Consider the following 14,626-nt stretch of genomic DNA (forward strand, 5'->3'; position numbering starts at 1 on the left):
CGGTCACCCGGACCCGGGTGACCGCCCCTTCGTCCGCTCAGCGACCCAGAGCGCGTCGGCCGCGGCCCTGGGAGACGACCGGCAGGTTGCGGGACGGCGCCTGCCCGCGCGTGTCCTCCTCGATGCGCAGGGCGAGCGCCGGGCAGCGGCGCACCGCGCGCAGTGCCTTCGCCTCCGCGTACCGCGGCACCTGCGCCTGGGCGACGGTCGGGAAACCGTCGGCGCCGAGTTCGAAGACCTCCGGGAGGATGTCGGCGCACAGTCCGTGGCCCCGGCACAGCGTCCAGTCGACGTAGATCTTCTGGCGGCTCGCGCCGGTCTCCTCGGGCTCTCCGCCGCCGGGGATGCCCGTAGGGGCCCTGCCTCCCTCGAAGAGCGGCAGAACGCCTTCCACGGGCCGTCCGCAGCCGTTTCCGAGGACATGCGCCGCCAGGTCGTCGGTGAACGCCTTGATGGTCGACTCCAGGAACATCGCCGAGCCGTCCGGATGCGAACACGCGCCGCGGCGCTTGACGTTCTTCGCGACCTGCTTCAGGGCCTCCAGGGCGGCCGGACCGCCGCCGTTCAGGATGTCCTCCATGCCGCGCGCGGCGGCGGGCAGTCCGAGGTAGCAGGGCCCGCACTGGCCGGCGCTCTCCTCGGCCAGCCACTGCGCCACCCGCAGCGACTCGCCCAGCGGGCAGGTCTCCTGGCTGATCGGCAGGATCGCGCCCGCGCCCAGTGAACCGCCCACCGCGTCCAGCGAGTTGCGCGAGACGATCGCCTCGTTGACGGTCGCCGCGTCGATCCACTTGCCGTGATAGCCGCCGGTCAGCACGCCCTGCGGCACCGGCGGGGCACCCGCCAGCTGCAGTACGTAGCGCAGCGGCACGCCCGTGGGGACCTCGATCACCATGGGGCGGGTGACCGCGCCGGACACGGTGAGCATGACGGTGCCCGGTTCGTCGTACAGGCCGGTGTTGCCGTAGCGCTCGGGGCCGATGCGGGCGGCGATGGCCAGCTGGGCGAACGTCTCCGCGTTCGACAGCAGGGTGGGTGCGCCGCCGACACCGCTCTGCGAGGCGCTGATCTTGCGGCCGGGCGGGATCGCCGGGCCGCCGTCGACCGAGCGGATCAGTGAGGCGGCGGCGCCCGTGACCATCCGCACCGGGTTGCGCTGCACCCACGCGCGTAGCGCCGATCTACGGCTGTTGCTCAGCCCGCGTTCGGCCAGCGCGGCCTCCATGGAGCGCTGGGTGGACTCGCGGGTGACACCGATCACGAGCGTCCGCGCGCCGAGCGCCTCGGCGCACAAAAGTGCGCCGTCCAGAATCAGGTGCGGGGCCCGGTTGATCAGGACCGTGTCCTTGCGGCAGGCCGGCTCGTCCTCGCTGCCGTTGACGACGACGACCGGCCGCACTCCGCGCTTGATCGCCGACTCGGCGACCGAGCGCAGTTTCTTGTGGAAGGGGAAGCCCGCGCCGCCGCGGCCCCTGAGGTTGATGCGTTCGGCGAGCTGCGCGAGCTGCTCGCCGCCGAGCGGGTCGAGCGGCCCGTGCACCTTCAGGTGCATGGGCAGGTCGAGCCGTTCCACAAGGTCGAAGCCCGACGTGAGCTGCGGAAGGCCGACCACGCGGACTTCAGGGACGTCGGGCAGGGCCTCGTTCACTTAAAGCCTCCGGACGGCGTGTTCCAAGGTTCGCCCGAACCCGGAGTGTCGTAGGACGCGCCGGGCAGCGTTTCGGTAGCGGGACCGCTGTTGTACGTGTCACTGGCGTTGTACGTGCCATAGAGGCCGTTTGTCTCACCGGTGTCGTACATGTCACTTCCGCCGTATCCAGCGGTGCCCGAATTGCCGTAGACCGGGATTGTCTGTCCGGTGTCCTGGAGTGGGTCGTACGCGGACGGTGGGGCCTCGCCGACCGGCGGCGGGGAGGGGACCGGCCAGCTGCCCGAGGTGCCGACTGGACCGTCCACGCGCGGCATGGCCTCCGTGGCCTGCATGTCCAGCGGCAGGTCCATCCGGGCGGTCTGGCCGGTCGGGTACGACTGCCGGGAGCGGCCCGGCGTGGAGACGGCGCGGTAGGCGGCCGCGAAGCCCGACGCGGGTTCCGGCGCGGGGCCGGCGGGGGACTGGTACAGCGGCGCGGCGGGGGCGGCCTCGGCCTCGCGCCGGCTCTCGAAGCTCCCCCGTGCCGATTCGGCCACCCGGGAGCGGCTCGTGTCCAGCTCTTCGAGGCCGGGACGCTCCGAACTGCCGAACATCGCCACCAGCCGGTCGGCGACCCTGCGCTTGACCGGGCGCGGGGCGGCGCGCAGGGCGAGGGCCGCCATGACGGCGAGCAGGGACAGCGCGTACAGGTACGTGAAGAGCGGGCTCTTCACCGGGCGGCCCGCGTAGAGGCCGTGGATCAGTGCGGCGCACCAGGCCGGATAGGACAGCATGTGCATGGCGCGCCAGCGTGCGGCGACCGGGGCGGGGGTGGCGAAATTGCTGCGCAGCGCGCCGGTGACGCCCACGAAGATCATCAGCAGGCCTGCCACCGAGCCCAGTCCGATGAGGCCGCCGATTCCGCTGACGCCCAGCGAGAACGGGATGATCGCGCCGATCAGCTGGGTGTGGCCGAGCGCGAGCTTGATGGTGATGTGCAGCAGCAGGAACGCGATCGACGCGACCCCCAGCGTGCGGTGCACCGCCTGGCCGATGATCCGCTGCCGGATGTTCAGGAAGATCCGGTCCTGGGCGAACAGGCCCCAGATCACCGAGCAGCTGAGCGAGACCAGGGACATCACGCCTGCGCCGAAGTTCAGGAAATCCTGGAACTTGCTGCCTCCGGCCAGCACGCTCACGGGAATCAGCAGCAGGACAACGGCGGTCGCCACCCCAGAGGCCGAGCGACCCGGTTTGGGGAGGGAGCTGGTACTACGACGAGGGTTCATGGGGGCAACTCCGAGCAGTTTCGGGAAAGCGGTCCCGCTGCCGAACTCTAAGTGGCGCCATACCGATCAGTACGGGGTTTGAGTTATTGCGTTGTTATCAACGGACAATGCGACTGGGGCGATGTCCCTTAGTGGACGGTACGCGAAGTAATTGTTGACCTTGGTTCAGCTCCCCCCTGGCGCTTCCTGGCATGTCCACAGGGGATACGGAAGAGGGCCGCGCCTTGCTCAAGGCCGTCGCCGCTCGCTCAGGGCCTGCGGTACCCTAACGCCATGCGTGCCGTACGCCTTCTGCTTAGCGGGCCGCGCTGATCAGTACCGACCCCCGGTCGAACCGTGAGGTCGGCATCGGCGCGGCGTCCCCTCCTGTGCGAGGGGTTTTTTCATTTCCGCAGGCAGAGACGATCGATGGAGCTTTGAGGATCATGAGCGAGACGAACCCCGCTGCCGCCGCCACCACGTCGGCGGAGGCCGCGCCGCACCGCTACACGGCCGCCATGGCAGCCGACATCGAGGCACGCTGGCAGGACTTCTGGGACGCCGACGGCACGTACGCGGCGCCGAACCCCAAGGGTGACCTGGCGGGCGACCCCGGGCTGGCCGCCAAGCCGAAGAAGTTCATCATGGACATGTTCCCGTACCCCTCGGGTGCGGGCCTGCACGTCGGCCACCCGCTGGGCTACATCGCCACCGACGTCTACGCCCGGTTCCAGCGCATGACCGGCCACAACGTCCTGCACACCCTGGGCTTCGACGCCTTCGGCCTGCCCGCCGAGCAGTACGCCGTGCAGACCGGCACGCACCCGCGCGTGTCCACCGAGGCCAACATCGAGAACATGAAGGCCCAGCTGCGCCGGCTGGGCCTGGGCCACGACAAGCGCCGGTCCTTCGCCACGATCGACCCGGACTACTACAAGTGGACCCAGTGGATCTTCCTGCAGATCTTCAACTCCTGGTACGACGACGAGGCGAAGAAGGCCCGGCCGATCGCCGAGCTGATCGCACAGTTCGAGTCCGGTGAGCGCGCGATCCCGGGCTCCACGCGCGCGTGGAGCGAACTGAACGCCCGCGAGCGCGCCGACATCCTGGGTGAGTACCGCCTGGCCTACGCCTCCGACGCGCCGGTCAACTGGTGCCCCGGCCTGGGCACCGTGCTGGCCAACGAGGAGGTCACCGCCGACGGCCGTTCCGAGCGCGGCAACTACCCGGTCTTCAAGGCCAAGCTGCGCCAGTGGAACATGCGCATCACCGCCTACGCCGACCGGCTGCTGGAGGACCTGGAGGAGCTGGACTGGCCCGAGGCGATCAAGCTGCAGCAGCGCAACTGGATCGGCCGCAGCGAGGGCGCCCGCGTCGACTTCCCGATCGACGGCGAGCACATCACGATCTTCACCACCCGCCAGGACACCCTGTTCGGCGCGACCTACATGGTGCTGGCGCCCGAGCACCCGCTGGTCGAGAAGTTCACCCCCGAGGCCTGGCCCGAGGGCACGCACGAGGTGTGGACCGGCGGTCACGCCACCCCGGCCGAGGCCGTCGCCGCCTACCGCGCGCAGGCCGCCTCGAAGTCCGACGTGGAGCGGCAGGCCGAGGCCAAGGACAAGACCGGCGTCTTCACCGGCGCGTTCGCGACCAACCCGGTCAACGGTGAGCGGATCCCCGTCTTCATCGCCGACTACGTCCTGATGGGCTACGGCACCGGCGCGATCATGGCCGTCCCGGCGCACGACACCCGTGACTTCGCCTTCGCGCGCGCCTTCGAGCTGCCGATCCGCTGCGTGGTCGAGCCGACCGACGGCCGCGGCACCGACACCGCGACCTGGGACGACGCGTTCGTGTCGTACGACGCGAAGCTGGTCAACTCCGCGAGCGACGAGGTCAGCCTGGACGGCCTGGGCGTCGTGGAGGCCAAGGCCCGCATCACCGAATGGCTGCAGGGCAAGGGCATCGGCGAGGGCACCGTCAACTTCCGCCTGCGCGACTGGCTGTTCAGCCGCCAGCGCTACTGGGGCGAACCCTTCCCGATCGTCTACGACGAGGACGGCGTCGCCCACCCGCTGCCCGAGTCGATGCTGCCGCTGGAGCTGCCCGAGGTCGAGGACTACAGCCCGCGCACCTTCGACCCGGACGACGCCGACACCCAGCCCGAGACCCCGCTGTCGCGCAACGAGGAGTGGGTCGACGTCACCCTGGACCTGGGCGACGGGCCGAAGAAGTACCGCCGCGAGACCAACACCATGCCCAACTGGGCCGGTTCCTGCTGGTACGAGTTCCGCTACCTGGACCCGCACAACGAGCGGCAGCTGGTCGACCCCGAGATCGAGCAGTACTGGATGGGCCCGCGCGAGGGCCGGCCGCACGGCGGCGTCGACCTGTACGTCGGCGGCGCCGAGCACGCCGTGCTGCACCTGCTGTACGCGCGCTTCTGGTCCAAGGTCCTGTACGACCTGGGCCACGTGTCGTCGGCCGAGCCGTTCCACAAGCTGTTCAACCAGGGCATGATCCAGGCCTACGTCTACCGCGACAGCCGTGGCATCGCGGTGCCCGCCGCCGAGGTCGAGGAGCGCGACGGCGCCTACTACTACCAGGGCGAGCAGGTCACCCGCCTGCTGGGCAAGATGGGCAAGTCCCTGAAGAACGCGGTGACCCCGGACGAGATCTGCGCCGAGTACGGCGCCGACACCCTGCGCCTGTACGAGATGGCCATGGGCCCGCTGGACGTCTCCCGGCCGTGGGACACGCGCGCGGTGGTCGGTCAGTTCCGGCTGCTGCAGCGACTGTGGCGCAACATCGTCGACGAGACGACCGGTGAGGTCACCGTCACCGACGCCGAGCCCGACGAGGAGACCCTGCGCGCCCTGCACAAGGCGATCGACGGCGTCCGCCAGGACCTGGAGGGCCTGCGCTTCAACACCGCCATCGCCAAGGTCACCGAGCTGAACAACCACCTGACCAAGGCCGGCACGGCGGTGCCGCGTTCGGTGGCCGAGCCGCTGGTGCTGATGGTCGCCCCGCTGGCCCCGCACATCGCCGAGGAGCTGTGGCGCAAGCTGGGCCACACCGACTCGGTCGTCCACCAGGACTTCCCGGTCGCCGACCCGGGGTACGTCGTGGACGAGACCGTGACCTGTGTCGTGCAGATCAAGGGCAAGGTCAAGGCCCGCTTGGAGGTGCCGCCGGCCATCTCCGAGGAGGAGCTGGAGAAGGTGGCGCTGGCCGACGAGAAGGTCGTCGCGGCGCTGGACGGCGCGGGCATCCGCAAGGTGATCGTCCGGGCGCCGAAGCTGGTGAACATCGTTCCGGCGTGACCCTCGGGCCGCCGACGCAGGCTGCCTCCGGGTAGTCCCCTACGGGCAGGTTCGGGGTTTTTCTGGAACTCCGGGCCTGCCCGCTGCGTTTACCGTGGAAAGCGCAGCGGCGAGTGCCGCGCCGACCGGAGGAGGAGCGTCATGGAAACAGTGATCGCCGTGTTCGCCCTGCTCTTCCTGCTCTTCATCGGCCTGGCCGCGTACGCCACGGTCAAGGCGGTCGGCGCCGCCAAGCGCGGGGTGGACCGGACGATCGAGCAGGCCCGCCGCACCGTCGAGGACCACACGCTGCGCGCCAAGTCCTTCGCCCAGGTCGGTCCGGCCGCCGAGATCGCGCAACTGAGGCTCGCGCTGCGCACCTCCATGCGCGCCACCCAGGACGCGTTGCGCGCGGGCGCGGCCGAGGACGAGTCGCTGAAGGAGTCCCTGGCTCTCTTCGAACGGCTCAGCGCGCACGGGCACGAGCTGGACGCCGACCTCCGGCGACTGGAGTCGGAGCCGGACCGGGCCGAACTCGGCGCACGGCTGCCCGAGCTGCGCAGCCGCACCGAGCGCATCACGAAGTCCGCGGACTCACTGCGCTGGGCGGTCCGCGACCGGGCGCGCCGCTTCGTCGACGACGATCTGGGCTCGCTCAGCGATCAGATAGACATCGAGGCCGACGCCCTGCGCCACTGGACCCCGGCCGATCCCGCGTCGGCGCAGGGGCAGCCGCGCGAGGCGATCACCCCGCCGTCGCCACGCCTCACCTACCCCTGGCAGAAGAAGCCGCGCCCCGAGAGCACCACCTGACCTGGCCGCTCCAGGCCCGCACACGGGGGCCGGGCTGCCGTACGAGCACTACGGCAGGTAACCTCCAGCTCATGTCCCGCCATGTCGCGATCGTCACCGATTCAACGGCCTACCTGCCGCCGCGGACGATGGAGCGTCACGGCATCACCGCGGTGCCCCTGACCGTGGTCCTCGGCGACCAGGCACTCGAAGAGGGCACCGAGATCTCCACCCGCTCCCTGGCACAGGCCCTGCAGAAGAGGCGCCCCGTCACGACCTCGCGCCCGAGCCCAGAGGTGTTCGCGGAAACCTACCGCAGGGTCGCCGAGTCCGGTGCGAGCGGCATCGTCTCCCTGCACTTGTCCGCCGAGCTGTCCGGCACCTATGACGCGGCGGTCCTCGCGGCCCGCGGGGCGCCGGTGCCGGTACGGGTGGTGGACACCGGGATGGTCGCGATGGCCCTCGGCTTCTGCGCGTTGGCCGCAGCGGAGGCCGCCGAAGCCGGTGGCACGATGGACGAGGCCGTCACCGCCGCCGAGAAGCGGGCCGCGGGCACGTCCGCCTACTTCTACGTCGACACCCTCGACTACCTGCGCCGCGGCGGCCGCATCGGAGCCGCACAGGCTCTCCTTGGTTCCGCACTCGCCGTCAAACCCCTGCTCCAGCTGGACGGGGGCCGCATCGAACTCCTCGAGAAGGTCCGCACGGCGTCCAAGGCCATCGCGCGCCTGGAGGAAATCGCCGCCGAGCGGGCGGGCGGCGGCGAGGTCGACATCGCCGTCCACCACCTTGCCGCCCCCGACCGTGCCGCCGCGCTCGCCGACCGGCTGCGGGAGCGGGTGCCGGGCCTGGCCGACCTCCATGTCAGCGAGGTCGGAGCGGTGATCGGGGCACACACCGGCCCCGGTCTGCTCGGAGCGGTGGTCTCGCCCCGCTGACCCATCACTCTTCGGAGTGACGGAGTTGTCCACAACTGGGCTGTCGTCCACGGAAATTCACCAAGATCATCGCGAGTCGGCTGGATGCCCCATCCTCGTCGCATGGCACTTCGATCACGTTCACGCACAGCCACTCCGACCAGCGGCCCCGGCCGCGGCCCCACTTCCGACGGCCGCATCCGTCACCGCCGCGGCGTCGACCGCGGCCGTGCCCGCCACCGCCCGCCGGCACCGGCCGAGGAACTGCGCCGCCGAGCAGAACTCCTCTTCGGTGAACGAGCCGTCCGATGGCGGGAGTCGGGGAACGGGCCGCCGGACGGTGACGGACCCGCGAGGACGGCGACTGCGACGGCAGCCGAGGTGACGACTGGGGCGGCGACCGACGGGGCAACCGGGGCGCCTACGGCATCGGTCACGGGCCGGGCACCCGGGCTGCCCCCGGCCAGGCCGGTGACGGCCACGATTGCACCTGCCGCGACCGAGCCTGCCCCGACCGAGCCACCGCACGCCGTGCCGCCCGACGGACCGACTCCGACGCCGACGCCGACCCCGGCTCCGGCACCGAGCCCCACCCGTACTCCCGAACCGGTCGGCGCGGTAGGCCCGTTGGAGCATCCTGGGGCCGTCGGCCGCCGCTGGCGGGAGCGGTTCGGGCCGGCGTTGCAGGAGCGGATGCCGGTGTGGCTGCAGGCGCGGTGCGGGGTGGAGCGGCGGGGAGTCGTGGCGCTTGCCGTGGTGCTCGTGGCCGCCTCGGTGTTCGCCGTGCAGCACTTCTGGGCCGGGCGGACCGAGTCCGTGAGCGCCCCTCAGGTGGTGCGCGCGGAGGCGCCCTACGCCAAGGCGGACACGCCCCACGCCAAGAAGGAGGCCGACACGAAACCCGGTGCGGGCACGGGCGCATCGGCGACGCCGGGTGGACAGATCGTCGTGGACGTCAGCGGCAAGGTCCGCAAGCCGGGGATCCAGCGGTTGCCCGCCGGTTCCCGGGTGGCCGACGCGCTGCGGGCAGCCGGCGGTGTCCGTCCGGGCGTGAACACCGAGGGCCTCAACCGGGCCCGCTTCCTGGTCGACGGCGAACAGGTCGTCGTCGGGGCGCCTGCCGGGGCGGCGCCTCCCCCCGGCTCGTCGGCCGGGTCCGCCCCCGGGCCCGCCGGTCAGGGTCCCGCGGCGCCCGTCTCCCTCAACACGGCCACGGCGGACCAGCTCGACGCGCTGCCGGGGGTCGGTCCCGTCCTCGCTCAGCACATCATCGACTACCGGACCCAGCACGGCGGTTTCCGCTCGGTGGACGAACTGCGCCAGGTCAACGGCATCGGCGACCGCCGCTTCAGCGATCTGCGGAACCTGGTACGGCCATGAGCCGCGCGATCATTGACGAGCCCCCAGAGGATGCGCGGACCGGCGTACGGTCGCATGCCCGGCGAGAAGGCGAGCCGCCGGAAAAGCCGGGGCGCGTCGGTATCGAAGTCCGCGGCACCGGGGAGGACGGGACCGCGGCTCGCGGCGACCGCGCGGGACCCATGGACCTGCGCCTGGTGCCGCCCGCGCTCGCGGCCTGGGGGACGGCGGCGCTGACGCTGGACATCCCGACGGGCTGGACGGCCGGGATCACCGTTGCCTGCCTGGTGGGCGGGGTCGTTCTGCTGGCGGCGCGCAGGCCCCCACGGTCCGGACGGTCCGTACCCGCCCGGCAGGTCATGCGCAGAGCACAGGCCTGCAGACCGCTCGGGCGCTTCGCATGGGCCCGTGCTTCGCTCGCTGCCGTGCTGCTGTGCGTGGCCGCGGCGGCCGCCTCGGCCGGACTGCACGGGGCGGACCTGCGGCGCGGGCCGGTGCCCGAGCTGGCCCGGCGGTACGCGACCGTGACCGCCGAGGTCGAGCTGAGCGGCGATCCCTGGCTGAGCCGGCCACGGGTGCGTGGCGATCACGCCGCGCCACTGGCGGTGCTGGCCCGGGCGGAGGTGCGGCGCGTCGAACAGAGCGACGGGACGAGCGTGCGGACGCGGACTCCCGTGCTGCTGGTCGTCGACGCGGACGTTCCGGCGCCGGAGGGGACGGCTGCTCGCAACGGTGGTTCTCCGGCAGGGGCCGACGCGGCGCGGCCCGCTGCCCCCGGGCCGCCAGACGGGCACGGCGCGTGGGGCATGCGGGGTGCATGGGGCACACGGGGTGGGCGCGATGCCTGGCTCGGGCTGCTGCCGTCCACGCGGTTGCGGGTCGGCGGGCGGCTGGCGCCCGCGTCGGCGGGCGGCGAGCGGACCGCGGCCGTGCTGCGGGTGCGTAGTCGGCCGGGGCCGCGCATCGTGGCGGGTCCCAGCGGGCCGCAACGGCTCGCGGGACGGCTCAGGGCCGGACTGCGGCAGGCGACCGAGGGTCTGCCGGGGGACGCGCGGGCGCTTCTTCCCGGACTGGTCGTCGGGGACACTTCGCGGATCACGCCCGAGCTGGACGAGGCGTTCAAGGAGACGGACCTGGCGCACACGCTCGCCGTGTCCGGCAGCAACCTCACCGTCCTGCTCGCGCTGCTCATCGGACCGCCCGGACTGGCCCGGCTGGTCGAACGCCGTGGCCTCGCTCGGCGCCTCGGACTCTCGCTGCGGACGACCGCGCTGCTCGCCGGTGCGCTGACGTCGGGATTCGTGGTTGTGTGCCGGCCCGATCCCAGTGTGCTTCGGGCCGCCGCCTGTGGTGCGGTCGCGTTGCTCGCCCTGGCGACCGGGCGCCGCAGATCCCTGATCCCGGCGCTGGCCACGGCCGTTCTGCTGCTGGTGCTCTACGACCCGTGGCTGGCCCGCAGTTATGGCTTTCTGCTCTCCGTGCTGGCCACCGGCGCGCTGCTCGTCCTGGCACCGGGCTGGAGCGAGGCGCTGCGGCGGCGCCGGGTGCCGCCGAGGCTCGCGGAGGCGCTGGCGGCGGCCGCCGCGGCACAGGCGGTGTGCGCCCCGGTCACGGCGGTGCTGTCGGCGCAGGTGAGCCTGGTGGCGGTGCCGTGCAATCTGCTGGCCGAGGTGGCGGTGGCACCGGCCACGGTGCTGGGGTTCGCGGCGCTCGTGACGGCGCCGGTGGCCATGGCCCCGGCCAAGGCGCTGGCCTGGTGCGCGAGTTGGCCCACCGGATGGATCGCCGGTGTGGCCCGGACAGGGGCGGCGCTGCCCGGCGCGGGAGTGGACTGGCCGGGGAGCTGGGCCGGGGCGCTGCTGCTCGCGGCGGTCACCGTGGCCGTCGTGCTGGCCGGTCGGCGGCTGACGAGGCATCCGTGGTGGTGCGGGTTGCTCGGGGCGCTGCTTCTACTTGCGGTGGTGCGGCCGGCGCCGCTGACCCGGGTGATCACGGGCTGGCCACCGCCGGGCTGGCGGTTCGCGATGTGCGACGTCGGGCAGGGTGACGCGACCGTCCTGGCGGCGGGCGAGGGGGCCGGGGTGGTCGTGGACGCCGGCCCCGATCCGGCGCTGGTCGACCACTGTCTGCGGCAGTTGGGCATCACACGCATCCCGCTCCTCGTCCTGACCCACTTCCACGCCGACCATGTGGCGGGACTGCGCGGGGTGCTGCGGGGCCGTTCGGTGGCCGCGATCGAGACCACGGGTTTCCAGGAGCCCGCCGATCAGGCCGAGTTCGTCAGAAAGGAGGCGGCGGCGCGGCACATCCCGGTCACGCATGCCGTGGTGGGAGAGGAACGGCGTACCGGAGCGCTGTCCTGGCGGGTTCTGTGGCCCCCGCCGAGCACCCGGCCACCCGGGGACCCGCAGACCCCTGCCTGGCCGGGGCCGGTGCCCGAGCCGGACGGCCCGAATGACGCCAGCGTCGCGATACTGGTGCGCTCGGGCGGGCTGCGGCTGCTGTTGCTGGGCGACCTCGAACCGCCGGCCCAGCAGGCGTTGGCACGGTCACCGGCGGCGGCCGAGCTGGCCGGTGTGGACGTGCTGAAGGTGGCTCATCATGGCTCGGCCTATCAGGACCCGGACCTGATACGGCTCGTGGCTCCCCGGGTGGCGCTCATTTCGTGCGGCGCCGACAACCCTTATGGCCATCCGGCACCGGCGACCGTCGCAGCGCTGCGTGAGGGCGGGGCGCTGGTACTGCGAACCGACCGGGACGGGGAGCTCGCGGTCAGCGGCACGGGCGGGGAGCTGCGGGTGGCACGGGACTGAGGGCCGGCAGCTGGCCAGGCTCAGCCAATGAACCCACCGCGGGCCCCATGACGACAGGTTGCGGCAATCGCGGGCCGGGCTTCGGGCACGGCAACGTCAGCTCCTCGGCGCGGTTTGCTCGCAGAGGCCGACCCGTGTGCTCGGCCCGACGGCCGCGACGCCCCGCGCCGGTAGCGACTGCCGGCTCACCGGGAAGTCGTCCCGTGCGGCTCGGTGGCGGCCCGGCAGGCCCCCGCACCTCACCTGCCGGGCGCCCGGGCCCGACCTGCCCGCCGCAGAGACCTGACCTGGCGGTTCGTCCCTCTCGGGGTGCCGGAGAATGGGCACGTGAGCGATGTGAGACATGTGCTGGTGCTGCCCGACCGGGATGCCGCCGAGGAGGTGGCCGAGGCGCTCGGGGAGCGGTTCGTGCTGGACGAGGAGCCCCGGCTCGTCCGGGACGCCCTGGCCGGCGAGGACGACGCCGAGGACGCGCAGTGGCTGGTGGTCCTGCGGGACGAGGACGAGCGGCTGGACCCGGCGGAGCTCGACGAGTTCGCCGCGGAGTGGGACGGCTGGCGCGAGGAGCCGTGACCCCGGGGCGGACTCCGGGTCCGCTCAGGGATCGGTCAGGGTGCCGGGGCCGGTTCGTTGTCAGTGCCGCGTGGGATGCTGTGAGTGATGGCCAGGAAGACTGCGAATGACGACCCTCTCGCCCCGGTGACGCTCGCCGTGGGCCAGGAGGACCTTCTGCTCGACCGTGCCGTGCAGGAGGTGGTGGCCGCCGCCAAGGCCGCCGACGCCGACACGGACGTACGCGACCTCACCCCGGACCAGTTGCAGCCCGGCACGCTTGCCGAGCTCACCAGTCCCTCGCTCTTCGCCGAGCGGAAAGTCGTGGTCGTACGCAATGCGCAGGACCTGTCCGCCGACACGGTCAAGGACGTGAAGGCATATCTCGGGGCGCCCGCCGAGGAGATCACGCTCGTGCTGCTGCACGCGGGCGGGGCCAAGGGCAAGGGGCTGCTCGACGCCGCGCGCAAGGCGGGAGCGCGGGAGGTGGCCTGTCCGAAGATGACCAAGCCGGCGGACCGGCTGGCCTTCGTGCGGGGCGAGTTCCGCTCCTTCGGGCGGTCGGCCACGCCCGAGGCGTGCCAGTCGCTCTGCGACGCCATCGGCAGCGATCTGCGGGAGCTGGCCTCGGCGGTGTCCCAGCTGGTCGCCGACGTGGAGGGGACGATCGACGAGGCGGTGGTCGGGCGGTACTACACCGGCCGGGCCGAGGCCTCCAGCTTCACGGTCGCCGACCGGGCCGTGGAGGGGCGTACGGCGGAGGCGCTGGAGGCGCTCAGATGGTCGCTGGCGACGGGCGTGGCACCTGTGATGATCACCAGTGCGCTGGCCCAGGGCGTGCGGGCCATCGGGAAGTTGTCCTCCGCGCGCGGGGGGCGGCCGGCCGACCTGGCGCGGGAGCTGGGGATGCCGCCGTGGAAGATCGATCGGGTGCGGCAGCAGATGAGGGGGTGGACGCCGGACGGGGTCGCGGTGGCGATGCGGGCCGTTGCCGAGGCCGACGCCGGGGTGAAGGGCGGCGGCGACGACCCCGAGTACGCCCTGGAGAAGGCGGTCGTGACGATCGCCCGGGCAGCACGCTCGAGAGGCCGGGGCTGATCCACGCCGACCCCGGCCGACCCACCGCCGCCCCGGATGCTCCGGCACCGCTCCCTGGCCCGGGGTAGATCCAGTCGCCCCGACACGGCAGCCACGGACAGTCGTGGCTGTCAGCCGGCACCGCCGAGGACAGCAAGGCGGCGATCTGGCTGACACGGCACGCAACGGTCGTCCGCGCTCTCGTCCGCAAGCGCCAGGGGTGCGTGCCTTCCGCGACGGTGCCTTCTGCAGCAGGCACATGGGCCCCTCGGTGAACGGCCGGCGGCAGGGCCGGGCGACAGGCACCGCGCGGGGACCCGGAGCCACCCGCTGTCCGTCCCGTCGAGTGATCCGTCCCGTTGCGTAAGGGGGTGGGAGGCGATGACCAACACGTAAAGCGGTGGGAGGCGATGACCGAGGTCGTAGGAGCGGGCGCATGCCGAAGGCCCCGGTGGCCGCCCTGGGGAAGGGAGGGTGCGGGGCCTTCGGATCAAGCTGGTGGACTCGCACCCGCGTGGCGAACGCAGGCCGCGTGCGAATCCGGGGTGCCGGGCGGGAGCGGATGAGAGAGGGCCCGCTCTGGGTCCTTCCGGCGGTCAGATCAGAAAGGAGGTTCAGCCCTGGAGGGACGCGACCTTGGAAGCAAGCGCCGACTTCTTGTTGGCGGCCTGGTTCTTGTGGATGACGCCCTTCGAGACGGCCTTGTCGAGCGCACGCGCGGCAGCGCGCTGCAGCTCGGTGGCCTTCTCGACGTCACCCGCGGCAGCGGCCTCACGGGCCTTGCGGATCGCGGTCTTCAGGGAGGACTTGACGGCCTTGTTGCGCAGCCGAGCCTTCTCGTTGGTCTTGATCCGCTTGATCTGGGACTTGATGTTCGCCACGAAGGAGCCTTTTCAGGTTCTGGTGCGGG

At 72.3% G+C, this 14,626-nt stretch carries 10 protein-coding genes; 7 read left to right on the top strand and 3 right to left on the bottom strand.

Features of this window, described 5'->3' with window-relative positions:
• Positions 1-37: 37 nt before the first annotated feature.
• Together FB563_RS21735 and FB563_RS21740 are read right to left on the bottom strand one after the other, a co-directional pair.
• Complete coding sequence (locus tag FB563_RS21735; RefSeq protein ID WP_055704238.1) at positions 38-1,648, bottom strand: NADH-quinone oxidoreductase subunit NuoF family protein; 1,611 nt, start codon at positions 1,646-1,648, stop codon at positions 38-40.
• Positions 1,645-2,862, bottom strand: a complete 1,218-nt coding sequence (locus FB563_RS21740; protein ID WP_055704237.1) for a ferric reductase-like transmembrane domain-containing protein — start codon at positions 2,860-2,862, stop codon at positions 1,645-1,647. The genes FB563_RS21735 and FB563_RS21740 overlap by 4 nt, the downstream gene beginning before the upstream one ends.
• A 482-nt stretch (positions 2,863-3,344) precedes the next feature.
• Here FB563_RS21740 and leuS point away from each other — a divergent pair, with 482 nt between their 5' ends.
• The 7 genes from leuS (at position 3,345) to holA (ending at position 13,737) form a co-directional block, all read left to right on the top strand.
• Entirely contained in the window at positions 3,345-6,227 is a 2,883-nt protein-coding gene (leuS, locus tag FB563_RS21750) for a leucine--tRNA ligase (protein ID WP_055704236.1), read from the top strand.
• A gap of 141 nt (positions 6,228-6,368) precedes the next feature.
• Positions 6,369-7,019 carry a hypothetical protein gene (locus FB563_RS21755; RefSeq protein WP_055704235.1) on the top strand — a complete coding sequence of 217 codons (651 nt, stop codon included), beginning with the start codon at positions 6,369-6,371 and terminating at the stop codon, positions 7,017-7,019.
• A gap of 71 nt (positions 7,020-7,090) precedes the next feature.
• Positions 7,091-7,936 (top strand): DegV family protein, encoded by an 846-nt coding sequence (locus FB563_RS21760; protein ID WP_055704234.1) that lies wholly within the window; start codon positions 7,091-7,093, stop codon positions 7,934-7,936.
• A gap of 102 nt (positions 7,937-8,038) precedes the next feature.
• Positions 8,039-9,295 (top strand): ComEA family DNA-binding protein, encoded by a 1,257-nt coding sequence (locus FB563_RS21765; RefSeq protein WP_107100514.1) that lies wholly within the window; start codon positions 8,039-8,041, stop codon positions 9,293-9,295.
• A 161-nt stretch (positions 9,296-9,456) separates the two neighbouring features.
• The gene (locus FB563_RS21770; protein ID WP_234357582.1) at positions 9,457-12,087 is read left to right on the top strand and encodes a ComEC/Rec2 family competence protein; all 2,631 of its coding nucleotides are present in this window, start codon (positions 9,457-9,459) and stop codon (positions 12,085-12,087) included.
• A 327-nt stretch (positions 12,088-12,414) separates the two neighbouring features.
• A complete protein-coding gene (locus FB563_RS21775) occupies positions 12,415-12,660 on the top strand; it encodes a hypothetical protein (protein WP_055704232.1) in 246 nt (81 codons plus the stop codon).
• Between the two features lie 87 nt (positions 12,661-12,747).
• Positions 12,748-13,737: a DNA polymerase III subunit delta gene (gene holA, locus FB563_RS21780; RefSeq protein WP_055704231.1), complete on the top strand. Its 990-nt coding sequence runs from the start codon at positions 12,748-12,750 to the stop codon at positions 13,735-13,737.
• A 593-nt stretch (positions 13,738-14,330) separates the two neighbouring features.
• Here the strand turns inward: holA and rpsT are convergent.
• Positions 14,331-14,597 carry a 30S ribosomal protein S20 gene (gene rpsT / locus FB563_RS21785; RefSeq protein WP_055710488.1) on the bottom strand — a complete coding sequence of 89 codons (267 nt, stop codon included), beginning with the start codon at positions 14,595-14,597 and terminating at the stop codon, positions 14,331-14,333.
• Positions 14,598-14,626: the final 29 nt, after the last annotated feature.

Source organism: Streptomyces puniciscabiei (assembly GCF_006715785.1).
Lineage (GTDB): Bacteria > Actinomycetota > Actinomycetes > Streptomycetales > Streptomycetaceae > Streptomyces > Streptomyces puniciscabiei.

What these genes read in the sequence shown, in the direction of transcription:
- leuS (WP_055704236.1), top strand. Translation starts at nt 3,345, where the DNA reads ATGAGCGAGACGAACCCCGCTGCCGCCGCCACCACGTCGGCGGAGGCC.
- FB563_RS21770 (WP_234357582.1), top strand. Translation starts at nt 9,457, where the DNA reads ATGGACCTGCGCCTGGTGCCGCCCGCGCTCGCGGCCTGGGGGACGGCG.
- FB563_RS21755 (WP_055704235.1), top strand. Translation starts at nt 6,369, where the DNA reads ATGGAAACAGTGATCGCCGTGTTCGCCCTGCTCTTCCTGCTCTTCATC.
- FB563_RS21765 (WP_107100514.1), top strand. Translation starts at nt 8,039, where the DNA reads ATGGCACTTCGATCACGTTCACGCACAGCCACTCCGACCAGCGGCCCC.
- holA (WP_055704231.1), top strand. Translation starts at nt 12,748, where the DNA reads ATGGCCAGGAAGACTGCGAATGACGACCCTCTCGCCCCGGTGACGCTC.
- FB563_RS21760 (WP_055704234.1), top strand. Translation starts at nt 7,091, where the DNA reads ATGTCCCGCCATGTCGCGATCGTCACCGATTCAACGGCCTACCTGCCG.